The organism is Bacillus sp. ISL-45, from assembly GCF_018613195.1.
Lineage (GTDB): Bacteria > Bacillota > Bacilli > Bacillales > Cytobacillaceae > Mesobacillus.
The window spans coordinates 260562-284848 of the sequence record NZ_JAGGQQ010000009.1; the positions used below are offsets into that span (position 1 = coordinate 260562).

Below are 24287 nucleotides of genomic sequence, written 5' to 3' on the forward strand. Positions count from 1 at the left end.
CTTTCTAATTTATATAGCGGGAATTTGATTTTTATAGCGACTTTCTCGTTTTTATAGCGACTTTTAAATTTTTATAGCGAAATGGAAATTTCACTGGATTTTTTCCAGTTCAATTGCTGGATTCAAATACGCGGGCTGCTGACTTATTGGCGAACTGGAGATTGCGCTTGGTCTTTGCCAGTTCGCCGCCACTTGGAAATCCTAATTTATATTAATATCGCCGCTTGATACATCGGCGTTAATTTCGTATTTGCCGCTTCCGTATTTGCCGCGAAGGCGGTTATCGGATTCTTCTTTGTTTTCAAGCGGGAAATCACTTGATATGTCGCCGCTGCTGACTTTCCCGTTCAATGTAAAGTCAGCATCATCTGGCAGATCCAGCTCGATATTGCCTGAACTTACATTTAAGTTAACGTCATCTCTCAAAGCATCCATCTGGATTTCGAGCTCACCAGAGGAAATATCAGCATCAAGCTTGCCAGAGTAGTTTTTGACATTGACACTGCCGGAACTGACTTCAAATGAACCAGAGCCAGCAGCTAATGAGTTGATTTCCACTTCGCCTGATGAGCTTTGGTGTTTGAATGTTTCAACATCCAGGTTTTCCAGTACCATTCTTCCTGATCCGATATCAACCGTAAGTTCCTTCAGTATCATTGGAGAATCAGCGGAATGTCCTTTGAATATTGCTTCGCCTGAGCCAAGCTCGATTGCCATATTCTTTTCATAGTCTTCGGGAATATAAACTGTCAAAGTAGTCTGATCCATTTCAAACCAGTTGAACCAGAAGAATCCTTTGCGTTTAACAGTAACCTCGATATCATCACCATGTCCAGCAACTTTTACTGTTCCTTTGCCCTTAAGCTCGGCGCGGACATCATCCCGGTCTTCTGGCACAATCATTGTCTCGACGCTTGAAATATCAATACTGATGTTTTTCGTTTGATTGGTCACCTTCACCGCGTCTTCCGCCTGTGCAAAGTTTACTCCGCTGCCATCGAACAAATAATTCCAACCAATATAAGCCCCGGTAATCAGCAGGAAAATAACTAAAATCCGTTTCATTTTTTAAAATCTCCTTTCACGTTTCATTCTATATCCAGAATAAGGGAAAACGAGCTTAATCCCAATGCACCTCCGATTTAAATCTCGATAAGACCTGAGGCGGATTTTGGGTTAGGTCGCTAAAATGTGGCTCCTTTCGAAAAGACTTTATCAGGTTGAGGAAGCAACAAAGTTTGCGAAAAGAGCCCAAAAAAAGAAGCCAGATTCCGTACGGCTTGGGAATCTGGCTTCTGGTTGGGTGTTAGTTAGGCCTTTGCTTCGAAAAGTTTAGCTATTTCTACAATTGTTTCAACTGATTTAATCATGTTATCAACCGAGATATATTCGAACCTTCCGTGGAAATTCTCTCCGCCTGTAAAAATATTCGGTGTCGGCAATCCCATATAGCTAAGCTGGGAACCGTCTGTGCCGCCGCGGATCGGTTTGACGATCGGCTTGATGCCGAGGTTTTCCATTGCTTCATAGGCGATATCAACGATTTCCTTCACCGGCTCGATTTTATCCTTCATATTATAATACTGATCGTTCATTTCAAGTTCAACGCGGGTTTCACCATAAGTCAGCCTTAATTGATTGGTGATTTTCTGCACCAAGTCCTTGCGTGCCTGAAAGCTGTCACGGTCAAAATCACGGATGATATAGTGAAGCGATGTTTCTTCCACATCACCGTTGATCGAGCTTAGATGGAAGAAGCCTTCATATCCTTCCGTATGCTCTGGCGCTTCTTCTGCCGGAAGCTGGCTGTTGAATTCCATCGCAATTTTTGCGGAGTTCACCATTTTTCCTTTTGCCGTTCCTGGGTGGACGTTCTTGCCTTTGAATGTCACCTTGGCGCTGGCTGCATTAAAGCTTTCATACTCCAGTTCGCCAAGCGGACCGCCATCGACGGTATAGGCGAATTTTGCATTGAAGGCCTCGACATCGAACTTATGAGGTCCTCGGCCGATTTCTTCATCTGGCGTGAAGGCGATACGAAGCCTGCCATGCTTGATTTCCGGGTGCTTGATCAAATATGCCATTGCTGTCATGATTTCGGCGATACCGGCTTTATTGTCGGCTCCAAGCAGCGTGGTTCCGTCAGTAGTAATGAGAGTATGTCCTTTATATTTAGGGAGCTCCGGAAAATCCGCAGGTGACAGGATGATATTCTGTTCCTCGTTCAGGATGATCTGGTTGCCATCGAAGTTTTCAACAATCTGCGGATTGACATTTTTGCCGGTAAAATCAGTTGCCGTATCGACATGGGCAAGGAAGCCGATCGTTGGCACTTCTTTATCTGTATTGGCAGGAAGGGTGGCCATCACATAACCATTGCCGTCAATCGTCACTTCTTCCATGCCGATGGATTTCAACTCCTCGACGAGCATATTGGCAAGAGTGAACTGGCCTTCCGTCGAAGGGGTGGTTTCACTGTTTTCATTTGATTGAGTATCTACTTTTACATAAGAGGTAAATCTTTCGATAATCTCGTTTTTCATTTGCTTTCAACTCCCATTCGTATGTATATTTTCATATTAGCACAGATTGTCTGTAACACCATTTGAAAAAGAGTGAAAATTCCATTTTTTGCATGTATAATATATAGAAAAGGAGGCTGGGGAATATGGGTTATGTGTTCACGGCTATTGTATTGTTTGTTGTGTTTTTTTCGATTTACAGAATCATCACTTCCGGGAAACTGCCAAGCAATAATTATACTCCTTTTGATGATCTTGCCGAGGGAAAAAAGAAAGATGATTGATATCGGCGTCATCATTGTCCTGATTGTGTCTCTCTGGTCTATCACGATCACATTGCAAAAATTGGCGGCAAGAATAATAGATGGGCAGGACCAGCAACTCAAGCTTCTGGAAGAGATCAAGGAAGAACTTCAAAAAAACAGAGGATGAACTTTTTCACTTTACATATATAAGAGTTAAGGCTAGGATAAAGATAATTGAATATTCGATGTACTACTAGGGGTGCCCTGCTTGCGGGCTGAGAGAAAGACGCTGAGTCTTTTAACCCTTCGGACCTGATCTGGGTAATACCAGCGTAGGAAAGTGGTGTGAGAGAATTTTTCTTACTTTGCTTTTAAGCCAGGTCCATTTTATGGATCTGGCTTTTTTATTTTTCCAAGGAGGTGTTTTCAATGGAACTGAAAGATCAAGTGGTTTTAGTGACTGGCGGGAGCCGTGGATTGGGGACTGAAACGGTCAAGGCTTTTGCAAGAGAAGGCGCGAAGGTCATCATCAACTATTTTCAGAATGAAGAAAAGGCTAAGAATTTGGAAGAACTGATTGGTGAGAAGGCACTTGCTGTCAGTGCGGATATAAGGGATCCAGCGCAGGTCCAAAGCATGTTCAGGCAGGCAAAAGAGCATTTCGGAGCACCGATAACGACCATCGTGAATAATGCGCTTGTCAATTTCAAATTCGACCCTGTGGCGAACAAGGATGCGTTCTCTGTTGGATGGGAGGATTTTCACCAACAGCTTGAAGGAGCTGTTCGAGGTGCATTGAATACCACCCAGGCTGGGCTTCCGGACATGAAAGAAATGAATTTTGGCAGAATCGTCAATATAGGCACGAATCTGTTCCAGAACCCGGTTGTCGCCTATCATGACTACACAACAAGCAAGGCTGCTTTATTGGGATTTACGAGGAATATGGCGAATGACCTTGGAAAGTATGGCATTACGGTCAATATGGTTTCTGGAGGACTGCTAAAAATGACCGACGCAAGCTCTGCTACTTCGGAGGAAGTGTTCCAGCTCATCCAATCATCCACACCGCTTCGAAAAGTAACCGAACCGGCAGAAGTGGCAGATGCGATCATGTTCTTTGCATCTCCATGGGGGCGCGCGGTTACCGGGCAGAATCTGGTCGTTGATGGCGGCCTTGTGATGGATTAAGGAGGAGGAATAGACATGGAAAAAAGAGAGATTGCTGGCTTGCTTGAAAAAGTCAGGAGGGAGAATCCGCTTGTCCATAATATTACCAATGTTGTGGTCACCAATTTTACCGCAAATGGACTGCTGGCTCTTGGGGCATCCCCTGTGATGGCTTATGCGCATGAGGAAGTCGCTGAAATGGCAGGCATTGCGGGAAGCCTTGTGCTGAATATCGGAACGTTGCGGCCGGAAGTTGTACAGTCGATGCTGATTGCCGGCAAAGCGGCAAATGAACAGGGAGTTCCGGTCATTCTTGATCCGGTTGGCGCCGGGGCGACTGCTTATCGTACAGAAACCGCAAGAAGGCTGATGGAAGAATTAGAGATTTCGATTATCAGGGGAAATGCTGCGGAAATAGCGAATGTAGCCGGTGAAACCTGGAGCATTCATGGCGTTGATGCAGGAGATTCAGATGGGGATGTAATCGAGCTGGCTGAATCCGCAGCACAAAAATTGAACACGATTGTAGCGCTGACAGGGAAAGAAGACGTTATTACTGACGGGAAATCTACGTTTGCAGTCAGTAATGGGCACCCAATCCTTACGAAGGTAACGGGTACCGGATGCCTGCTGACTTCAGTGATTGGGGCATTCACAGCAGTTGAAAAGGATTTTCTGAAAGCAGCAACTGTTGCAGTGATCATTTATGGAGTAGCAGCCGAAGTTGCCGCTGACAAAAGCGCCATGCATGGACCGGGAAGTTTTCAAGTGGAATTCCTGAATCAGCTGTATCATTTGGATGCTGAAGAAATCTACCATAAAAGTTCTTTTAATAAAAGGCTGTTTTCATAAAAATTGTTGTATGTAATATAAAGCTGATTAGTAGGTCGGTATTAAGTTTGCATGCTCGTTTCTCATTATTAGAGTCAATTTTGCAAAGAAACATGGTTCATTCAATCCTATTTTGCGATCAATAGCAACAAAGTTTGAGAAAAGAGCCTAATAAAAGGAGGTAATGATTATGAAAAAAGCACTGACAATCGCAGGCTCGGACAGCGGCGGCGGAGCCGGAATACAGGCAGACCTGAAAACGTTCCAGGAGCTGGGTGTATACGGAATGTCCGCGCTGACAGCAGTAACAGCGCAAAACACTCTTGGCGTGCAGGGAGTTTATCCGTTGACGGCAGAGGCTGTGGCAAGGCAAATCGAGTCGGTTGGTGAGGACATTGGGACCGATGCCGTGAAAACCGGGATGCTTTTTAACGCGGAAATCATCGAAGCGGTCGCGGAAAAAATAAAGGAGTTGTGCTGGGAAAGGGTCGTGATTGATCCTGTCATGATCGCGAAGGGAGGAGCTTCATTGCTTCAACAGCAAGCTGTTTCCGCCCTCAAAAAACATTTGCTTCCTCACTGTCTTATCATTACTCCGAACATTCCCGAGGCCGAGGTGCTGACAGGCATGTCCATCAGGACGATTGGTGACAAAAAGGAAGCAGCAAAACGCATCTATAAGCTTGGAGCGAAAAATATTGTTATAAAAGGGGGACATGATGAGGCAACGGATGAATCTGTTGATGTCCTTTTTGACGGGATGGAATTTACGCACTTCTCCGCTCCAAGAATTGGGACAAAGAACACCCATGGTACAGGCTGTACTTTTTCTGCAGCGATTACGGCACAGCTCGCGACAGGAGCTTCGGTGCATGAAGCGGTTTCTGTGGCGAGGGAGTTCATCCAAGCTGCTATTGCCAACCCGCTGCATATCGGGAATGGACATGGACCTACTAACCATTGGGCCTACAATATGAAAAAGGAAAGCAGGGTCAGCTCATGGCGAGAATCAGTCCTGAACAATTGAGAAGCTTGCTGAAGCTTTATTTTATCGCTGGCAGCGCGAATTGTTTTGCAGAACCCATCAGAGTGCTTGAAGACGCGATTCGCGGCGGGATCACGATTTTTCAGTATCGGGAAAAAGGGGAAGGGTGTCTCGGTGATCTTGAAAAGCTAAGGCTAGGCAAGAGGCTCCAAAAAGTTTGCAGGGAAAACGGCATTCCCTTCATTGTGAACGATGACATCGAACTGGCCCTGGAGCTTGATGCGGATGGTATTCATATTGGCCAAGAGGATGAGGACGCTGCCCAGGTTCGCGAAAAAATTGGCGATAAGATACTTGGAGTTTCTGTACACAATCTGGAAGAGGCTGAAAAAGCAAAGCTTGCAGGTGCAGATTATTTTGGAGTTGGGCCAATTTTTCCGACGGCAACAAAGAAGGATACAAGAGCAGTCCAGGGAACAGCATTGCTAGAGCAGTTAAAAGACTCTGGCATCCCGATTGTCGGAATCGGCGGTATCAATGCGGACAATGCAGGAGCAGTAATGAATGCCGGAGCGGATGGTGTTTCGGTAATCACAGCGATCAGCCAAGCTGAAGACGTGCAGGAAGCAGCAGCCACACTTAAAGAAATTTGTTTACGGAGGTAAAAAATGAGATACACACAAAAGCTTACCCTAACGGCCCTGATGATGGCGATTGGTACATTGACCAGCCATATGTTGTTCATCCCGCTCGGAATCGTCAAGGTGTTCCCTGTGCAGCATTTTATCAATGTTTTGTCAGCGGTGCTGCTTGGTCCCTATTACGCTGTTGCCCAGGCATTTGGCATTTCTTTGTTGAGGAATATAATGGGGACCGGTTCAGTTTTCGCTTTTCCTGGAAGCATGATCGGAGCTCTTCTGGCTGCCTATTTGTATAAAAAGACGAAGAGAATGGAGTTAGCTTTTGCGGGGGAAGTAGTTGGCACCGGAATCATCGGAGCGATTGCGAGCTATCCGATTGCTGCATTGTTCCTTGGCAAAGAAGCGGCGTTGTTTGGAATGGTACCGGCATTTTTGGCCAGTTCGTTTGCTGGTGCTGCAATCGGCTTCGTGCTTCTGAAGATCTTCATGAAGAATGCAGGAGTTAGATTGGAGATGTCCAACAGGCTGTAGTCTGGAAAAGATTTCATCCTATTGCCTTTAGCTGGAAAAGGGAGAAGTCCTGCTATATGATTATAAATAGATTCATATATACCAGCTGAAAAGGGTGACATTTTTGAACAAAGAGAACAAGCTTGGATTGGTAGTGGACGTCGAGACAACTGGATTGGGACCGGATTCGGATGAAATAATAGAATTGGCTGTGAAGCTATTTTCCTTTGACGAGGAATCAGGAGAAATTATCGATATTCTAGATGAAGATTCCTATTTAAGGGAGCCGCTGTCGACAACGGCACAAAGAAACTATGACAGGGCCTACCGGATTCATGGGATCCATTATGATATGGTGCGGGGAAAAACATTTTACGATGAGAAAGTTATCGAATACTTCAACCGCACTGACGCGGTTTTTGCCCATAATGCTTCCTTTGACAGAAGCTTTTTATTCAGGATGTATCCGGAAGTCAATGAGATGAAATGGTATTGCACGATGAAGAATGTCCAATGGAAGAACCATGGCTTCCCGAACAGCAAGCTGCTCACGTTATTGCAGGCGCATAACATTTCGAAATTCCAGACCCACAGAGCGATGGATGATATTACATATTTGACGGAACTCTTGAAGCAGCAAAACCCAAACGGCGATTATTATTTAAAAGAAGTACTGGACTATGGCCCGATGCGCAAGTACCAGCCTGCCCAGAAGCAAAGAAGAAGGATGTTCTATTAGTAAGGCTCTTTTCTCAAACTTTGTTGCTATTGCCTGCAAAATAGGATTGGATTACCTAAGTTTCTTCACAAAATCAACGCTTATTACGAGAAAAGAGCTTGCAAACTTGTACCGACATACAAAATAGATATTATCACGTTAAAATCGGCTTTAGGATTTTAACAACAATCATTACGAAACAGCCATTAGTTAAGGTGCCTGATTGCAGGCACCTTTTGTATTTTTACAAGACATATAGATAAACGCTCAGGAAATGGGCAGTGCTTCCGAGCATGATGAAGATATGGAAGATTTCATGGAATCCAAGGTGCTTGGAACGAAGGAAATCAGGCTTCAATGCATAAATGACGCCGCCGATCGTGTACATGATTCCCCCGGCTACAAGCCAGTAGATCCCAGCAGGACTCAGGACGGAGGAGAGGGGAGGCACAACGAAAATAACCATCCAGCCCATGACAATATAGATAGAGGTCGACAGCCATCTTGGACTCTTGAACCAAATCATCTTAAAAAGGATTCCGCACAATGCAGCGAATGTAATGATGCCGAATAATGTCCAGCCTGTCACTCCATTGAGACTGATCAGGCAAAACGGCGTATAGGTGCCGGCAATCAGAACAAAAATCATCGAATGGTCAATTTTCCTAAGGAAGGCGATCACGCTATCTTTGCTGATGACCATATGATAGGTAGCGGATGCCGTATACAGCAGGATCATGCTGATACCAAAAATTGCAACAGAAGTAATCGCGAGTGCAGAACCGGTAGTAATCGAAGCTTTGATGACGAGTGCAAGCAGTCCTGCAAACGATAGTAATGCACCGGCCAAATGGGTCAGGCCATTGATTGGTTCGCGGATGTAGGTATTCATTTTTAAACCTCCATATCACTTTATGTAGTATTAATAACTACTTATAATAATATATGTATAATGATATGTAGTCAATGTTTACGACTTCGATTTTTTGCATTATAATAAAATAAAAACATGAGGAGTTTAACGTGGATAATTTAGAACAACTGCTGGCTGAGCTCAATCTTGAAAATAATATCGCACTGGAAGAGATCCCGGAAATCGACCTGTACATGGACCAGGTAATCCAGCTGTTTGAAAAAAAATTCGGCAGTTCAACAAGGAATGAGGATGAAAAGGTCCTCACGAAAACAATGATCAATAATTACGCTAAGGGAAAGCTGTTCTTTCCTATTAAGAATAAAAAGTATTCGAAAGAACACCTGATCCTGATCAGCCTGATTTATCAGTTGAAGGGCGGTTTATCCATTCAGGATATCAAGCAGACTCTCAAAGGGATCAACGAGAAGACTGAAGCAGGGGAAATTCCACTTGGCCAGTTTTATCAAAGTTTCTTGAATCTTCATAATAAAAACATCGAGATTTTTAATGAGGATGTTCACAAAACTGAGCAAGAAGTGAAACGAGAAGTGGAGAGGCTTGGGGCAGATGAACCAGAGGAGCTTGAAACAATCCTTTTGATCGCATCTCTCATTAATATTAGCAATTCTTACAGAAGAACAGCGGAAAAGCTGGTTGACAGGCTTGCAGACGAAAAAAAGGAAAAGGACTGAACCAGGGTGTATTTGACAGTAAAAGAAGCAGCGGAATACTTATCGATTCCGGAAAAACAGGTGGAGAACATGATTTTTCAAAGAAAAATCAGAGCTATTCATGATGGCGAGCATTATTTGATTTACAAGGATCAATTCAACACGCATATGAAACAGGTTGAGAAATATAAAAAGCTTGTAGAGGAAATAATGAATGAGCCGGTGCCTGAGGATATCGACATTAAAGATGAAGATTAAAAAAACGCGAAGGGGTTCCTTTCGCGTTTTTGTTTCTCTATACTATTGTTTAACTCCAGTGTTTTCCGGGATGGCCAATACGCTTTCGCTTTTCCTGGCTTCGGGCCCTTTCACTTTGTCCGCATGCTTGATCGGCAACTGAACGATCACTTCTGTTCCTTTATCAGGCTCGCTTTTAAACTTGATTGTTCCATTATGGGATTGGACAATTTTGAAGCTGACCGTCATTCCGAGTCCGGTGCCTTTTTCCTTGGAAGAATAAAAAGGTTCACCGATTCTTTCGAGCAGCTCTTTTGATATGCCCACTCCCTGGTCCTTGACTACTACTGTTATATTGTTATCCGCACTCTGCAGAGTGATGTTGACGACATCCCCAGCAGAAGATGCTTCAATAGCATTCTTCACAATGTTGATGAACAACTGCTTAAGCTGATTTGGTTCACATTCGATCATGACAGGATGGCTTAAAACCTGGAATTCGATCTGGATATTATGCAGGCTCGCTTCTGTTTTTAAAAGTGAGATGACATCATGTAAAATACTCTGCAAATCTGCTTCCGTGTATTTAATTTGCTGCGGCTTGGCCAGTAATAGCAATTCGCTGACAATATGATTGATCCTGTTCAGCTCATCGATCATGATCTGGTAGTATAGTTGATGTTTTTCATCCTCCATCTGCAGCAGCTGGACAAGTCCCTTTAACGAAGTAAGCGGATTGCGGATTTCATGGGCAACGCTCGCGGATAACTCGCCGACTACCGAGAGCTTGTCCGTCCTCCGCAGACGCTCTTCCGTTTGGCGCAGCTCGGTAACATCCCTTGAATTGCAGATGATCCCGGCGATTTTGTCATTCACAATGATCGGAAGGGAAGTACTCTGGAAAATGATTGTCTTACCGCTCTTATGCATTAATTCTAATTCAAACATTTGTGGACGGAGATTTTCCACCACGTTGGCCACCTTATCCAAAACAATTTGCCTGTGGGAATCTGGAATCAAGTCTGACAGGTTTTTACCGATATACTCTTCCCTGGTAAAACCAGTGATTTTTTCAAACTGTGGATTAAGGTTTGTGATGGTCCCCTTCAAGTCGAGCATCGAAACAATATCAGGACTGTACTCAAACAATGACCGATATTGCTGCCTGCTCTCTTCAAGAAGAGTTTCAACGTGTTTTCGTTCGGTAATATCCCGGCCCATTATGACTAGGCCTTGCCGGCTTCCATCATCATTGAAAAGCGGCACTTTTATCGTATCAAACGTCTTTGTTGTCCCATCAGGCTGCGGAAGTACCTCCTCGACTCTGATGATTCCGCCTGCTTTCCATGCTTCTTCATCGGAAATCTCACAATATCTCAATGCATCACTGAAATAATTGCTGTACTCCGCAAGCTCCGAATCTTTCTTGCCTCTATAGTCAACATTTTCGATATCAAATAGTTTCAAACCAAAATCATTGACCTGAATCCATCGGCCCTCTCCGTCCTTGAAGTTTACGAAATCGACCATTGAATTGATGAGTGTGGATAGACGTTCTTCTTCTTCTTTTGTGGCACTCAATTCCTCCATCTTCGAGATGAAAAAATAGAAAAACCATCCTGCGAGCAATACATAAAGGACTTCCTTCGTATGTTCGATAATGGCAACAAATTCGGAAGGAGCATATAAATTCAGCAGATAGTTTGTTCCGAATATCCAGGCAATGCTCAGTATGAAAAAGATCAGGACATATTGCTTTTTTTTCATCTTTTGACTCCTAAAGTAAGCATTAGCTCACGCAATTTAAAATTAGTGTTACTGTTCTATAGTAGCACAATTTTGTCATTTAAAATTAGGATTATTTTAATATATCTTCTCTTCTATTTGGGAAATTATGCAAAGGACCGGATTGGATTCGGTCCGGAAAAGAATAAATCTATATAAGGTAGGGAGGTTTTACGCAGAGAGGATTAGCATTTGCCTGAAGAAGGAAAATACTGGCGGTCCGGCGAAAAGGTAAACAGGGGGTGAGGGCATTATGGGAATGTCGAATTACTATCAGGATCTTCGGGATAAAGTGGGAAGCGGCCTGATTTTTATGCCCAGCGTGGCAGGAATAGTAAGGAATGAATCTGGAGATATCTTATTCCAGAACAAAGGAAATGGAGAGAAGTGGAGCCTGCCGGCAGGAGCGGTCGAATTAGGCGAAGCACCGGCGGAAGCCGTTGTCCGCGAGGTGTGGGAAGAAACAGGGCTTCAAGTTGTACCGGAAAAATTACTGGGTGTATTTGGCGGGAAAGAGTTCCGGTATGAATATCCAAACGGCCACAAGGTTGAGTATGTAGTGTTTGTTTTTGATTGCAGACCTGTCGGGGGAGAGCATAATCCAATCGACTGTGAAACTGCAGAACTCCGTTACTTCAGTCCTGAAAGCAAGCCGGAATTGGCACTGCCTTATCCTGAAAGCATTTTTATCAAAACGGATGGTGAAACGGCTGAGTTCCAGTGGGATGATGAATGGGTGGGAAAGAGGAGATGAAGCTGTGGATTGCAAAGTAAGAAAGGGCAATATTCATTATGAAGTCAATGGGGAAGGGTTTCCTCTGCTGATCCTTCATGCTATGGGTACAGACCATCGTTCGATGAAAGGCTGGCTTGAACCTGTTTTAAATAAAGTTGAAGGTTTTCAAAGAATATACATTGATTTACCTGCCCATGGGCGGAGTACCATTGACGATAGTGTGGAATCAACGAATGACTTGCTCGGAAATCTGCTAGACTTTATTGATGATAATTTTGAGGGAAAAGAATTTTCGCTGATTGGTGCTTCCTTTGGCAGATATTTGGCACAAGGGATTTTTCATAATAGGAGAAGCCATGTAAAAGGTATTTGCCTTTTGGCCCCAGCATTGCATTTGAATGAGAGGAATGTACCTGAAAGAGTTGTTTTAGAGAAAGATGAAGAGCTGCTTTCAAGTCTTGAGCCTGATATCCGGGCCGCATTTGAAACTCTCTTCATCTATCAAACTGAAGCGTCATTAGCAGCTTTTATGAAAGAAATCCAGCCCGGCAGATTATTAGCCAATCGTGAATTCCTTGCTTCGGATTGGAAGGCCAAACGCTATTACCTGACTGATGAACCATTTCACAATGTGCAGACTCTGCCTAATCCGGCACTGTTGATTCTTGGGAAGCAGGATTATATTTGTGGTTACAAGGATCATTTTCCTTTGCTGGATAAGTTCCCGAATTCTGCAATGGCTGTACTGGATCGTGCAGGCCATATGCTGCATGTTGAGAAGCGTGAACTTGTCCAGGCTATATTTGAGGATTGGCTGACAAGCAGCCATTAAAAAAGAGAGCGCAAATCCGCGCTCTCAACCTTTCCTTAGTTGTTCCAATACAACCTGTGCTTCATAACCGGCGGCGAAGTCGATAATCGTCGCTTCTTCACCTTTGATCGCTTTTACAAGATGATCAACCAGTGAATCTTCGAGAGTGTTATCAGCTTCCAATGGCAGGATATCCTCGCCAAGTTTGCCTCCTGCCAGCTGGCCCCAGTTCAAGAGTGATAATGTACCTTCTTCTCCAAAGGCTGTGAACTCGATTTCTTCCTTGCCGGCAATCTGGCTCATGCCGTCAATCAGTACTGGTGTACCATCCTTTAGCTTCAAGATTGCTAGGATTGCATTTTCGCTGGCGTGCGGGTCTTCAGGGAATTGAATCTGGACATCCTTTACCTCTAATGATCCAAAAATCTTTTGTAGCTGCTGGATGAAATGGACGCCAACCTCCAGGACATAACCGCCCTGTTCCTTGCTCGCAACCCATGCATTCTGCTGCCACTGTCGCGGCCATTGGGGAAAGTGCATCTTCAAATAGACTCTTCTTAGCTTGCCAACATAGTTATTCCTAATCAACCGTTCAAATGTCTTGCTGCCAGCGCTATAGTTCAGCGGAAAATTCATCGCATGCACGACACCTGCATCCTGCGCCAGTTTTAACAGACTTTCAGCTTCCTCAACTGAGTTAGCCAGCGGTTTTTCACATAAAATATGTATCCCTTTTGCAAGAACATCAGCTGCTACTGTATGGTGGAATTTAGGGGGAACAGCGACATAAACCAGGTCTAACTCCGTATTCTCAAGCATTTCCTGATGGTCAAGATATGCTGGAACACCACCAAGCTCAGCTGCTGTTTCCATCGCTCTTTCTTTCATCGCGTCACATATGGCCGCAATTTCCATCTCCGGGTGTGTTTGAAATCCTTTTATCAAACGCTGGCCAATCGCGCCCAGGCCAATCACTCCAACTTTTAACATAGGGAGACCTCCAGTAATTCTTTTATACACTATTATACAGGTAATTTTAATAATAAAATAGTTTAGTATTCCGAAATAAATTAATATAAAACGAGTCTTTTGGACTATGGATATTTAAATTTTTAGATATTTTAGAACATTGAAACATCCCTGTATACTGAGTAAAATTATAGTGTAATAGACTAAATGACAGGAAGGGGTAAAACATTGAAAAAGAAATTGAGTCTTAAAGTCCTATCCAGCCTGACGATGACCGCAATGCTTGCAAGCACGCTATCATTTGCGTCTGCTGGACCAGCCAAGGTCGATGCGGTTGAAAAGACAAGCTTCGCGTCACAGGGGGGAGCACCAATTGATTTAGGCATCGCGAACGATGAAAGATTAATAGAAATGCTGAAGAAATCTGGGAAGATTGCCAGGGATGCCACACCTGGAGAAGCGGAGAAAGCACTACAAAAGTATTTGCAAAATAAGGCAGCTGGGGCTTCCAAAGAGCCTGGGGAGTTACATAAACATGAAAAGGAATTGAGCAGCACGCTGAATGAAAAGCTCGCTGGAACCGGACTGGTTAATGGCAAGGGAAATAAGGCAGGACAAACGAAGGGCACAACAGTTGAACCAGTAAAGGAAGAAGCTTGGAACGGAGGACAGAGACAGGATAATGTCCTTGTATTACTAATTGAATACCCTGACCATCCAGCTGCTCAAATTAAAGCAGAAGATACAGATATGTACTATGATGAATACCTTAAACAGCATTACACAGATATGATTTTTGGTGAAAATGGCTATGCTGGCCCTAATGGAGAAAAGCTTGTCTCTGTAAAGCAATACTATGAACAGCAATCTGGTGGAAGCTATACGATTAACGGACAGGTAGCAGGATGGTACAAAGCTTCTCAGCCAGCAGCATACTATGGAGGAAATAACGCAAGTGACAACGACAGTAATGCACGAGGACTTGTAAAAGAGGCGTTGATTGCTGCAGCTGCGGACACATCAGTAGATTTGAATCAGTTTGACCAGGAAGACCGTTATGACCTTGATGGCGACGGAAACTACCGCGAGCCGGATGGCCTTATCGATCACCTGATGGTTGTTCATTCTTCAGTCGGTGAAGAAGCGGGCGGCGGGCAATTGGGCGGAGATGCCATCTGGTCACACCGTTGGAATCTTGGCGGCGTTGCTGAGCTTCCAGGTACTGAAGCAGAGGTTCCTTATTGGGGTGGAATGATGGCTGCCTACGACTATACAATCGAACCTGCTGATGGTGCTGCAGGCGTATTCGCACATGAATATGGACATGACCTGGGCCTTCCTGATGAATACGATACAATCTACAGCGGAGCAGGAGAGGCGGTTGCATACTGGTCAATCATGTCGAGCGGCAGCTGGGCAGGTAAAGTTCCAGGTACTGAGCCAACGGGATTCAGCCCATATGCAAGAGAATTCCTGCAAGCAACAATGCCAGGAAGCAACTGGCTGACGGGTTCCACTATCCTTGCTAATAATGTGAAGAGTACGGGTGTGGAGGTTTTATTAGACCAGGCAAACTCTAAAGGGACGAATAACGATGCTGTAAAGGTTGACCTGCCAGACAAAGTTAACTTGATTAACACACCAGCCGCAGGCTCTTGGGAATTTTATGGCGGAAAAGGCGATGAAGCTGACCACAGCATGGTTGCTAAAGTGGATTTAACAAATGCATCAAGTGCAACTTTAGAATATGATGCATGGTATGATATCGAATCTAACTGGGATTATGCGATGGTACAGGTGTCAACAGATGGGGGTACTAGCTGGAAGTCATTATCGACGGCGAATACAAACTCAGATCTTGTATCAGACGGTTACCCTGCTATTAAAGAAAACCTTCCTGGTTACACAGGATCAAGCAATGGCTGGATTCATGAGTCTATTGATTTAAGTGAATATGCCGGACAAAGCATCCAGCTTCAATTCCGTTATATGACTGACTGGGGAACTGCACTGAACGGATTCTTCGTAGACAATGTAAAGGTGACTGCTGACGGTGCTGAGTTATTGAACGACGGTGCTGAAGGAGAATCAGCTTTTGAATTTCACGGTTTTGAAAAGCACGAAGGTAAAACGGCTACAAAACATTACTATCTGTTAGAGTGGAGATCACATAACGGGGTGGATGAAGGCCTTAAGAATATCCGCCGCGGTGCAAGCTTGATGACTTATGATTCCGGGCTTGTTGTATGGTATGTTGACAACGGTTATGACAACAACTGGACAGGAGTACACCCAGGTGACGGTTATCTGGGAGTTGTCGATGCAGACCAGACTATCAACAGATGGAGTGATGGAGCACTTGGCTCAACTCGCTACCAGATTCACGATGCAGCATTTAATCAAGGTAAGACTGAGGGCATGTTCCTTGATTATTCTAGTATCTTAGGAATCACTATGAAGGATAACGCTACTCAAAGAACACCAATTTTTGACGACAGTGCAAATTATATCTCGCCAGTATTGCCGGATGCCGGCCGCAACGTACCTAACTACGGCCTGAAGTTCCGTGTACTCGGGCAAAGCAGCGATGGAACTGTTGGCAAGGTGTTAATTTCTAAGTAAGAATAAAGAAACGCTGCCGGTTTTCCGGCAGCGTTTTTACTTGCTATTTAATCAACATCCGGCTGGAACCCAATCAACTTCGCTTTTTTATCAGCAGTTGGGTCTGCATCCGGGAAGGTAATCACAGAGGCGATATAATCCCAGCGCAGGAACATGTGAGTGATACAGGTTTCCTCCACCTGATTTTCGGCCGGAATGGCGGTTCCATCTGCCTTCTGTACGGGAGTACGCTTATAGCAAGGGTTTTCAACCCAAATCCCCATATTCTCAGCATGTACAATTTTTACAAGATACCACTCATCGGGCTGGTAGATTCCTGTGATATCGCCAATCATGCTTTCGGGGAAATTTTTCAGTTTAATTTGTACCTTTTGGTTAACATAAGCGTCTAAAAACATGAGTAAGCTCCTTTCCTAAAAAGACTCATCCCTTTACCTACTTCCTTTTTCAGCAAAAAATAAACATGAAAAAAAGGCCAATTCAGGCCTTCTCTAAAAATAACACCATCAAATCTTCATCATGATAGGTTCCATCAATCAGCATAGCTTTCCTATCCACGCCATATGTTTCAAAGCCAAGAGAAGCATACAGCTTCCTGGCTGGTTCATTGCTGGCGTTCACTGTCAGATAGATTTGCTTAACGCTCTTTAATTCCTCAGCCTGTTGAATGGCTTTCTTCATTAATAACCTTCCGATGCTCTGGCCTCGTTGTGCAGGAGTCACGTACATGGCAAATATGTTTGCCCGGTGCTTTAATTTAACTTTTCCTTCTGGAACAAGCGTGACCACACCTGCCAATTGAACGCCGTCAAAAGCGCCGAATGTATAGGTGGACTTACTATCTATTCTCTGGCTGTAATCTGAGGCCTTATAATTCTTCTCATCCTCATAGCTGGAGCTGAACGCTTCAGGATTCTTAAGTAAGGCTTCATGGCGGAGAAGCCGATAGCTCTCAGCATCCCCGCCGTTTAATCGTCGAATTTCCAATATGCTCACCTCTGTAAAAATCGTTGCTGTATAGAATTCGAGATTAATAAGCAGATTTCCTTTGAAAAAGAGTATCTGTTTCGGGCAGATCTGAAGAGAAGAGCGCAAAAGCTTTCAGCAAGGAGTTATTGATGATAGGTTTGGTGATCAATCTCCTGCCGTTATTGTGAAAGGTTAGGAGGAAGAGTGGCAAAGCTGTCAAGAAACCATGATTATTGTGACAGGTTAGGAGAGAAAGAGGGCAAAGCTGTCACGAGATGAGCGAACTTCAGACAGGTTCGGCGTCAAAAGGTGAAAAGCTGTCAAAAGATGAGCAAACTTCAGACAGGTTCAGCATCAAAAGGAGAAAAGCTGTCACAAGATGAGCGAACTTCAGACAGGTTCGGCGTCAAAATGCGAAAAGCTGTCAAAAGATGAGCAAACTTCAGACAGGTTTGGGAGCAAAAGGTGAAAAGTTGTCAAAAGATGAGCAAACTTCAGACAGGTTTGGGAGCAAATAGAGAACAGCTGTCAGAAGAAGCAAAAGGAAGTTCGGCCAGGTTCGGAAGCAAGAGGAGGTGTAAAAGCAGATGTGAATGATTGTACATGTTCAAAAGCCAACACTCAACTCGATTCAGCAACAAATAAAAACCTCCCCGAAATACTCACACCCGGGGAGGTCAAAGGTATCCAATTATTAAAGCTTGAACGAGCTCTTTAGCGATACAATCCGATTGAAGACTTTCTTGTCTTCTGTTGTGTGCTTCGGATCGACGTTGAAGTAGCCGTGGCGGAAGAACTGGAATTTGTCCTGCGGCTTGACGTCCTTCATGTTTGGTTCGATATAGCCGTTCACGATTTCAAGGGATTTTTCATTTACCTGATCCAGGAATGATTTGTTCTCAGCTTCATTTTCGGTCTCTTCCTCATCATCCAAAATCAATGGCTCATACAGGCGGAATTCTGCCGGCAGTGCATGTGTTGCATCTACCCAGTGAAGAGTTCCTTTTACCTTGCGGCCAGTAAAGCCAGTACCGCTCTTTGTTTCAGGGTCGTATGTGCAATGCAGCTCAGCCACTTCGCCATTTTCATCCTTAACGACATCATTACATTTAATGAAGTATGCATGCTTCAGACGTACTTCATTTCCAGGGAAGAGGCGGAAGTACTTCGCTGGCGGATTTTCCATGAAGTCGTCCTGCTCGACATAGATCTCACGTGAGAATGGGATTTTGCGTGTGCCCATTTCCGGATTTTCCGGATTGATATCGGCATCAAGCCATTCAACTTCGCCTTCCGGATAGTTGGTGATGACGACTTTCAATGGACGAAGAACGCCCATCGTACGCGGAGCCTTCAGCTTAAGGTCTTCACGTACAAAGTGCTCGAGCATCTGCGCGTCAACCGTGGAGTAACCTTTGGAAACTCCAGCTGCTTTTACAAATTCACGAATAGCTTCTGGCGTGAAGCCGCGTCTTCTCAAGCCGGAAATCGTCGGCAGGCGGGGGTCATCCCAGCCATCGACATATCCTTCTTCGACAAGCTGCTTGAGTTTACGCTTGCTCATGACCGTGTTTGTCAGGTTCAGGCGGCCGAATTCGATTTGCTGAGGTGTTGCTTTCATTTCACACTCACGGACAACCCAGTCGTACAGCGGACGCTGGTCTTCAAATTCAGTCGTGCACAAGCTGTGAGTAACACCTTCAAGCGCATCCTCAATCGGATGGGCAAAGGCGTACATTGGGTAGATGCACCATTTGTCGCCGGTATTATGGTGTGTTGCATGAGAAATTCGATAAATGACCGGGTCACGAAGATTGATGTTTGGTGAAGACATGTCAATCTTCGCACGCAATACCTTTTCACCATTACCGAATTCTCCGTTCTTCATGCGCTCGAATAAAGCAAGGTTTTCTTCCACTGAACGATCACGGTACGGACTATCCTTGCCTGGCTCGGAAAGTGTCCCGCGGTACTCACGGATTTCATCGGCCGACAAATCATCGACATATGCCAATCCCTTTTTAATCAACAGGACGGCTCGGTCGTACATTTCATCGAAGTAGTCGGATGCAAAGAACAGGTCTTCCCATTCATAGCCCAGCCATTCGACATCTTCCTTGATGGCATCCACGAATTCCTGGTCTTCCTTCAGCGGGTTTGTGTCATCGAATCGGAGGTTTGTTTTGCCGCCGAATTCATCAGCAAGTCCGAAGTTGATGACGATGGATTTTGCGTGACCGATATGTAGGTATCCATTTGGTTCTGGCGGGAATCGGGTCACGACTGTATCGCGCTTGCCGCTTTCCAGATCTTCCTTAATGATTGTTTTTATAAAATTAGAGTTTTCTTCCAATTAAATCAGCCTTTCCTTTGATCAGTCTCATTATCTTTATTTTAATGATTACTATAATATATTTCCACTGAACTATATAGTAATAAGAAAAAAGCGGAAAAACAAGTAGTGAAATATCAAAAAGGTGCCTTAAAATTAAGGCACCTGCTGATTATTCCGCTAAAAGATTCCGGATGAGTTCGTAAGTCAGATTCGGGACTATTTTAACAGAGTAGTCTATTTCCATCCGTTCGTACCGTTTATGGGCGTCAAGCCCGTACGGACCGATGTTGATGACTGGTACGTTCAACTCGCGGATTTCCTGGTAATCCACGAAAAACTTCGTTCCCCAGCTTGGATTGTTCCGGGATGCGAAGTCCAGAGCTTCGTCATCATCACTCAAAGCGACAAAGCTCATATCAGATATATAAGGAAAGAAATTGCGGACAACAATTGGTTCCTCATATTCAGGCTGAACCACTTTAACCGCAGCGTCCAAAGCTTCAATCAGATTTCGCTCATCCTCAGTTTCGCCAGCCACTTCAATCCTTGGTGAGTAGAGGGAGGAATAGAAGACGATGATGGCCGGACTCTGGTCGGGCATCCACTTCCAGGCTTCCTCGACGACTCTGGCTGCATACATCCTTAAGTCCAGGCTGGCATCGAGAAGAAGGGTATCCTTGAAATCCACCATATGGGCTGTGTATTCGGATCCATGAGCATTAATGAGTTCGGTTTCCATTTCTTCATACGTCATCACCCTCGGCTGCCATTGAAGCTCCCTGCATGGTTCACCGCTGATTTTACAAAATTGCTGATAGCGTTCCTCGTACAGCTTCAATGCTTTTACAAAAGCAATATGGGCCTGCTCTTTCAACTTCCATAGCACATCCTTTGGTGTCCAGGAGTGTATGAAAAAATTATAATATACATAAGCAGCGAGTGCGGTTTGAACGGTATAGTTTGGCTTTAGGTCCATTTGCTTCAGAGAAACAGGCGGCATCGTCGTCTCGCCGAATGCCTCATTGCACAGGTCAGGGTTATAGTCGATCTGTCTGGTCAGTTCAGCAGCGACCAAGTTCGGGTCAAGGCCTTCGAAAGCTGAACCGACATGGGTTTCAGACCCCGTAATGTAAAAAGAAGGGAGCAGCTTTCCGACAGTTCCTTTATAGATGTAGCGGTTCTTATCTCCCGAAAACCGGGGTGAGACAAAGTCACTGTTGACTGCAGCGACATATTCAAAACCATGCTCATCTTTCCAGCTCTTAAGGTCCTTGACTGCGGAGAGGATTCCATAAGAGCTGTCCTCTTCATCACATTCCGCTAAAAAAACAATGTTGCCATCGAGCTCCTCTGGGTGTTCAGAAAAGTATTTCAGAAGATATAGATTGGAAGCGACACCGCTCTTCATATCGAGCACTCCGCGGCCGAACATCCACTCACCTGAGTGCGCATGCTCGTTGACAAGTTGTGGCAGCTTCTCTTTTTTTAGCTCAACAATCAGCTGGTCCGGATCAAACGCCACATCAGCCAGCTGTGTAAAATCGTCAATCCCTACTGTATCAAGGTGGCCCATCAAAATGACAGTACGATTGCTATTCCCCTTTGTACCTTTTACAAAAGCCATGACATTATAGCGTTCGAGGACATCATTCTGGGTGTGCGGTCTGATAACATGTCCCGGATTTTCTATAAAATAAGGAAACGATGAAATCATCGTATAAAGTGCCTGGGCAATCTCGTTCTCTCCATTGGTGTTGACAATGCTCCCGATGTTCACAAGCTGCTTCGTATAGAATAAAACTTCATCCCTGCAATCAAGCATCCAAAGCATCCCCTTTCAGAAAATTCAGCTTTTAATATCAAGCTAACGCATATCAGTGTGAAATACAATAGTAAAAAGTGGGTGCGGTCTCTAACTGTTTTTGCAGAAAAAGAATTCCCTCTAACCAGGTTTGGGAATTCAATTTTTGTTAGCTACCCGAATGTCCGTTTCTTTACAAAGTTACGGAGTTGGGGTTTGCACCGGCTCTTTGAATCCGGCCATGGAGTTCCATGACAAGAATCTACATACTTTCATTGATAACGAAAATGTTTAATTTTAAATTGGCCTGAAGGTATAGTACTAAAGACTAGTTTTAATTAACGAGCAATTTTTTAATTTAATAATCTTAAGACTGAAAGTATAATAGAATTGTGCAAGCGTTTTCATTAAATTAATTTAAAGGGTGTGTGCTGAAGGTGAAAAAGGCAAAGTTTACTCTTGTTTTAAGTTTATCAATTATTCTTTTGCTGTCATCTATTGGAACTATTGAAAGAGCAGGAGCTGCAACACCAAACAATGGTACATTAATGCAGTATTTCGAATGGTATCTGCCCAATGACGGGGCCCATTGGAATCGCCTGCAAAATGATGCGGCAAACTTAGCAAGTAATGGTATAACGGCTGTATGGATTCCACCGGCATACAAGGGAACTTCACAAAACGATGTGGGTTACGGCGCCTATGATTTATATGATTTGGGTGAGTTTAACCAAAAGGGAACGGTCAGGACTAAGTACGGAACGAAGGCACAGCTGAAGTCAGCCATTTCCGCCTTGCATAGTCAGAATATTAATGTTTACGGTGATGTTGTAATGAACCATAAAGGGGGAGCGGATTATACTCAAGCAGTCACTGCTGTTGAGGTGGATCCAAATAATCGTAATAATGAGGTTTCAGGTGAATATCAGATTGATGCCTGGACCGGATTCAATTTTCCAGGAAGAGGTAATACATATTCCAGTTTTAAATGGCATTGGTACCATTTCGACGGAACGGACTGGGACGAAAGAAGAGATTTAAACCGTGTCTATAAATTCAGAGGAACCGGGAAGGCATGGGATTGGGAAGTGTCTGGCGAGCGAGGGAATTATGATTACCTGATGTACGCAGACTTGGATTTCAGCCACCCGGATGTCGCTAACGAAATGAAAAATTGGGGGACATGGTACGCAAGAGAGCTGAATCTTGATGGTTTCCGTCTGGATGCTGTTAAACATATAAAGCATGATTATCTAAGAGACTGGGTAAACCATGTTAGGTATCAGACCGGAAAACAAATGTTCACTGTTGCTGAATACTGGCAAAATGATCTCAACTCGTTGAATAATTACCTGGCAAAAACTAATTATAATCATTCTGTGTTTGATGCTCCACTCCATTATAATTTCCATTATGCTTCAAATAGTAATGGTAATTATGATATGAGAAATATTTTGAACGGCACAGTTGTTGCACAACACCCGTCGCTTGCAGTAACACTTGTAGAAAACCACGATTCACAGCCAGGGCAGTCCCTTGAATCCGTGGTCAGCACATGGTTCAAGCCGCTCGCTTATGCCCTTATTTTAACGAGGGAACAAGGCTATCCTTCTGTTTTCTATGGTGATTATTATGGAACCAAAGGGAATAGCGGCTACGAAATTCCTTCATTAAAGTCAAAAATCGATCCGATTTTAACCGCACGCAAAAATTATGCTTATGGAGTACAGCATGATTATTTTGACCACTGGGATATCATTGGCTGGACAAGAGAAGGGGATGGAACGCGGGTTAAGTCAGGCCTGGCAACATTGATTACCGATGGTCCCGGAGGATCAAAGTGGATGAATGTAGGGAAACAGAATGCCGGCGAGGTTTGGTATGACATAACAGGCAACCGGACGAATACCGTTACGATAAACAGTGACGGATGGGGCCAGTTTTATGTAAATGGCGGTTCAGTTTCAGTTTATGTTCAGAAATAGATAAACATATTTATAACGGCATTTCCCTGGTGGGGTGCCGTTTTTACACATATAAGCATTTGTAATAATAAAATAAAATAAAGATTAAACCCATTTTATCGGTGAATAACTGTAGTAAATCAACTTTGGCTGACATTTTGCGTGGTCAATTTTAGTAATTCCATCCTCATATAAACCCTTTTTTTTGGAGAAAGTATAAAAAGTATTTCCAGAGGAGGATGAAAAAATGGAATTTGATTTTATTTGGAAAGCGTTTGTTCTGATTGTATCCGGGGTTTTGCTGCTTAGAATAGCGGGGAGAAAGTCAATTTCACAAATGACCCTTGGTCAGACTATTGTTATGATCTCGATTGGTACGATTATCGTCCAGCCAATAGTGGAAAAAAGTGTGTGGAAGGCCATCGCTGGTGCTGGTATCTTCGTGGTAGCAATAGTTCTAATTGAATTTTTACAAATGAAAATCAATTTATTTGAAAAGTTTATCACTGGCAAATCTAAGATTGTAATCCAAAATGGTCAGTTAGAGACCAAGATGCTTAAGAAACTTCGGCTTACGGTAGACCAATTGGAGATGCGTTTGAGAGATAAGGGGATTTCCAGGATTGAGGATGTTAAAACAGCAACAATCGAGCCTAATGGGCAGCTTGGTTATGAGCTGAAGGATGAGGCCAAGCCGTTGACGGTAGGTGAGTTCAAGAAAGCTTTAAATGATTACCTCCCAGCAATGCTCATGAGTATGAAAGAAAAGACCGAAGGCAGTAAGCCCAATATATTCGAGGAGCTAAACAAATCCAAAAAGCAACATAATCCCAATTACTTACAATGAAC

Annotated in this window: 24 protein-coding genes and 1 riboswitch; of the genes, 15 read left to right on the top strand and 9 right to left on the bottom strand. The window is 44.0% G+C overall.

Going from position 1 to position 24287, the window contains the following annotated elements; all coding sequences use genetic code 11:
- Positions 1-201 precede the first annotated feature (201 nt).
- Together liaG and pepT are read right to left on the bottom strand one after the other, a co-directional pair.
- Positions 202-1065 (bottom strand): LiaG family protein, encoded by an 864-nt coding sequence (gene liaG, locus J7E35_RS13535; protein ID WP_214780519.1) that lies wholly within the window; start codon positions 1063-1065, stop codon positions 202-204.
- Between the two features lie 245 nt (positions 1066-1310).
- The gene (gene pepT, locus J7E35_RS13540; protein WP_214780521.1) at positions 1311-2543 is read right to left on the bottom strand and encodes a peptidase T; all 1233 of its coding nucleotides are present in this window, start codon (positions 2541-2543) and stop codon (positions 1311-1313) included.
- Positions 2544-2668: 125 nt separating this feature from the next.
- On the opposite strand from pepT, the gene J7E35_RS13545 reads away from it, so the two are divergent.
- From J7E35_RS13545 to J7E35_RS13580, 8 genes are all read left to right on the top strand, one after another.
- Positions 2669-2806: a hypothetical protein gene (locus J7E35_RS13545; protein ID WP_214780523.1), complete on the top strand. Its 138-nt coding sequence runs from the start codon at positions 2669-2671 to the stop codon at positions 2804-2806.
- The gene (locus J7E35_RS13550) at positions 2799-2954 is read left to right on the top strand and encodes a hypothetical protein (protein ID WP_214780525.1); all 156 of its coding nucleotides are present in this window, start codon (positions 2799-2801) and stop codon (positions 2952-2954) included. The genes J7E35_RS13545 and J7E35_RS13550 overlap by 8 nt, the downstream gene beginning before the upstream one ends.
- 58 nt (positions 2955-3012) lie before the next feature.
- Positions 3013-3123: riboswitch (TPP riboswitch) on the top strand.
- Between the two features lie 73 nt (positions 3124-3196).
- Positions 3197-3958 carry a 3-oxoacyl-ACP reductase gene (locus J7E35_RS13555; RefSeq protein WP_214780527.1) on the top strand — a complete coding sequence of 254 codons (762 nt, stop codon included), beginning with the start codon at positions 3197-3199 and terminating at the stop codon, positions 3956-3958.
- Positions 3959-3973: 15 nt separating this feature from the next.
- Positions 3974-4789, top strand: a complete 816-nt coding sequence (gene thiM / locus J7E35_RS13560; RefSeq protein WP_214780529.1) for a hydroxyethylthiazole kinase — start codon at positions 3974-3976, stop codon at positions 4787-4789.
- A 166-nt stretch (positions 4790-4955) separates the two neighbouring features.
- On the top strand, positions 4956-5795 hold the full coding sequence (gene thiD / locus J7E35_RS13565) for a bifunctional hydroxymethylpyrimidine kinase/phosphomethylpyrimidine kinase (protein ID WP_214780658.1): 840 nt from the start codon (positions 4956-4958) through the stop codon (positions 5793-5795).
- Positions 5768-6418: a thiamine phosphate synthase gene (gene thiE / locus J7E35_RS13570; protein WP_214780531.1), complete on the top strand. Its 651-nt coding sequence runs from the start codon at positions 5768-5770 to the stop codon at positions 6416-6418. The genes thiD and thiE overlap by 28 nt, the downstream gene beginning before the upstream one ends.
- 3 nt (positions 6419-6421) lie before the next feature.
- On the top strand, positions 6422-6925 hold the full coding sequence (thiW, locus tag J7E35_RS13575; protein ID WP_214780533.1) for an energy coupling factor transporter S component ThiW: 504 nt from the start codon (positions 6422-6424) through the stop codon (positions 6923-6925).
- Between the two features lie 103 nt (positions 6926-7028).
- Complete coding sequence (locus J7E35_RS13580; protein WP_214780535.1) at positions 7029-7643, top strand: exonuclease domain-containing protein; 615 nt, start codon at positions 7029-7031, stop codon at positions 7641-7643.
- A 223-nt stretch (positions 7644-7866) separates the two neighbouring features.
- Here J7E35_RS13580 and trhA read toward each other — a convergent pair whose 3' ends face one another.
- Positions 7867-8514: a PAQR family membrane homeostasis protein TrhA gene (gene trhA / locus J7E35_RS13585; RefSeq protein ID WP_214780537.1), complete on the bottom strand. Its 648-nt coding sequence runs from the start codon at positions 8512-8514 to the stop codon at positions 7867-7869.
- A gap of 131 nt (positions 8515-8645) precedes the next feature.
- Between trhA and J7E35_RS13590 the strand changes: the two genes are divergently transcribed.
- A complete protein-coding gene (locus J7E35_RS13590) occupies positions 8646-9230 on the top strand; it encodes a DUF1836 domain-containing protein (protein WP_214780539.1) in 585 nt (194 codons plus the stop codon).
- 6 nt (positions 9231-9236) lie between these two features.
- On the top strand, positions 9237-9467 hold the full coding sequence (locus J7E35_RS13595) for an excisionase family DNA-binding protein (RefSeq protein WP_214780541.1): 231 nt from the start codon (positions 9237-9239) through the stop codon (positions 9465-9467).
- Between the two features lie 42 nt (positions 9468-9509).
- Here the strand turns inward: J7E35_RS13595 and J7E35_RS13600 are convergent, their stop codons facing one another.
- Positions 9510-11213 (bottom strand): PAS domain-containing sensor histidine kinase, encoded by a 1704-nt coding sequence (locus J7E35_RS13600; RefSeq protein ID WP_214780543.1) that lies wholly within the window; start codon positions 11211-11213, stop codon positions 9510-9512.
- Between the two features lie 271 nt (positions 11214-11484).
- Here J7E35_RS13600 and J7E35_RS13605 point away from each other — a divergent pair, with 271 nt between their 5' ends.
- Together J7E35_RS13605 and J7E35_RS13610 are read left to right on the top strand one after the other, a co-directional pair.
- On the top strand, positions 11485-11985 hold the full coding sequence (locus tag J7E35_RS13605) for an NUDIX hydrolase (RefSeq protein WP_214780545.1): 501 nt from the start codon (positions 11485-11487) through the stop codon (positions 11983-11985).
- Between the two features lie 4 nt (positions 11986-11989).
- A complete protein-coding gene (locus tag J7E35_RS13610) occupies positions 11990-12799 on the top strand; it encodes an alpha/beta fold hydrolase (protein ID WP_214780547.1) in 810 nt (269 codons plus the stop codon).
- A 24-nt stretch (positions 12800-12823) separates the two neighbouring features.
- On the opposite strand, the gene J7E35_RS13615 is transcribed toward J7E35_RS13610, so the two are convergent.
- Positions 12824-13768, bottom strand: coding sequence for a Gfo/Idh/MocA family protein (locus J7E35_RS13615; RefSeq protein WP_214780549.1), 945 nt, complete (start codon positions 13766-13768; stop codon positions 12824-12826).
- A gap of 249 nt (positions 13769-14017) precedes the next feature.
- Here J7E35_RS13615 and J7E35_RS13620 point away from each other — a divergent pair, with 249 nt between their 5' ends.
- Positions 14018-16369: an immune inhibitor A domain-containing protein gene (locus J7E35_RS13620; RefSeq protein ID WP_214780660.1), complete on the top strand. Its 2352-nt coding sequence runs from the start codon at positions 14018-14020 to the stop codon at positions 16367-16369.
- A 47-nt stretch (positions 16370-16416) separates the two neighbouring features.
- Here J7E35_RS13620 and J7E35_RS13625 read toward each other — a convergent pair whose 3' ends face one another.
- The 4 genes from J7E35_RS13625 to J7E35_RS13640 all read right to left on the bottom strand — a co-directional run bounded on the left by J7E35_RS13625 (position 16417) and on the right by J7E35_RS13640 (position 21495).
- On the bottom strand, positions 16417-16767 hold the full coding sequence (locus J7E35_RS13625; RefSeq protein ID WP_214780552.1) for a hypothetical protein: 351 nt from the start codon (positions 16765-16767) through the stop codon (positions 16417-16419).
- Between the two features lie 82 nt (positions 16768-16849).
- A complete protein-coding gene (locus tag J7E35_RS13630) occupies positions 16850-17356 on the bottom strand; it encodes a GNAT family N-acetyltransferase (RefSeq protein WP_214780554.1) in 507 nt (168 codons plus the stop codon).
- Positions 17357-18032: 676 nt separating this feature from the next.
- Complete coding sequence (locus J7E35_RS13635) at positions 18033-19691, bottom strand: glutamine--tRNA ligase/YqeY domain fusion protein (RefSeq protein ID WP_214780556.1); 1659 nt, start codon at positions 19689-19691, stop codon at positions 18033-18035.
- Between the two features lie 151 nt (positions 19692-19842).
- Positions 19843-21495: a M20/M25/M40 family metallo-hydrolase gene (locus J7E35_RS13640; protein WP_214780558.1), complete on the bottom strand. Its 1653-nt coding sequence runs from the start codon at positions 21493-21495 to the stop codon at positions 19843-19845.
- A 416-nt stretch (positions 21496-21911) separates the two neighbouring features.
- Between J7E35_RS13640 and amyS the strand changes: the two genes are divergently transcribed.
- Both amyS and J7E35_RS13650 read left to right on the top strand, forming a co-directional pair.
- Entirely contained in the window at positions 21912-23459 is a 1548-nt protein-coding gene (gene amyS, locus J7E35_RS13645) for an alpha-amylase (protein WP_214780560.1), read from the top strand.
- 226 nt (positions 23460-23685) lie between these two features.
- Complete coding sequence (locus J7E35_RS13650; RefSeq protein WP_214780562.1) at positions 23686-24285, top strand: DUF421 domain-containing protein; 600 nt, start codon at positions 23686-23688, stop codon at positions 24283-24285.
- Positions 24286-24287 lie beyond the last annotated feature (2 nt).

Coding starts and splice junctions, on each gene's coding strand:
- thiE (WP_214780531.1), top strand. CDS start 5,768: ATGGCGAGAATCAGTCCTGAACAATTGAGAAGCTTGCTGAAGCTTTAT.
- J7E35_RS13545 (WP_214780523.1), top strand. CDS start 2,669: ATGGGTTATGTGTTCACGGCTATTGTATTGTTTGTTGTGTTTTTTTCG.
- J7E35_RS13640 (WP_214780558.1), bottom strand. CDS start 21,495: ATGCTTGATTGCAGGGATGAAGTTTTATTCTATACGAAGCAGCTTGTG.
- J7E35_RS13620 (WP_214780660.1), top strand. CDS start 14,018: ATGACCGCAATGCTTGCAAGCACGCTATCATTTGCGTCTGCTGGACCA.
- J7E35_RS13615 (WP_214780549.1), bottom strand. CDS start 13,768: ATGTTAAAAGTTGGAGTGATTGGCCTGGGCGCGATTGGCCAGCGTTTG.
- liaG (WP_214780519.1), bottom strand. CDS start 1,065: ATGAAACGGATTTTAGTTATTTTCCTGCTGATTACCGGGGCTTATATT.
- thiM (WP_214780529.1), top strand. CDS start 3,974: ATGGAAAAAAGAGAGATTGCTGGCTTGCTTGAAAAAGTCAGGAGGGAG.
- pepT (WP_214780521.1), bottom strand. CDS start 2,543: ATGAAAAACGAGATTATCGAAAGATTTACCTCTTATGTAAAAGTAGAT.
- J7E35_RS13600 (WP_214780543.1), bottom strand. CDS start 11,213: ATGAAAAAAAAGCAATATGTCCTGATCTTTTTCATACTGAGCATTGCC.
- trhA (WP_214780537.1), bottom strand. CDS start 8,514: ATGAATACCTACATCCGCGAACCAATCAATGGCCTGACCCATTTGGCC.
- J7E35_RS13555 (WP_214780527.1), top strand. CDS start 3,197: ATGGAACTGAAAGATCAAGTGGTTTTAGTGACTGGCGGGAGCCGTGGA.
- J7E35_RS13605 (WP_214780545.1), top strand. CDS start 11,485: ATGGGAATGTCGAATTACTATCAGGATCTTCGGGATAAAGTGGGAAGC.
- thiW (WP_214780533.1), top strand. CDS start 6,422: ATGAGATACACACAAAAGCTTACCCTAACGGCCCTGATGATGGCGATT.
- J7E35_RS13650 (WP_214780562.1), top strand. CDS start 23,686: ATGGAATTTGATTTTATTTGGAAAGCGTTTGTTCTGATTGTATCCGGG.
- J7E35_RS13625 (WP_214780552.1), bottom strand. CDS start 16,767: ATGTTTTTAGACGCTTATGTTAACCAAAAGGTACAAATTAAACTGAAA.
- J7E35_RS13550 (WP_214780525.1), top strand. CDS start 2,799: ATGATTGATATCGGCGTCATCATTGTCCTGATTGTGTCTCTCTGGTCT.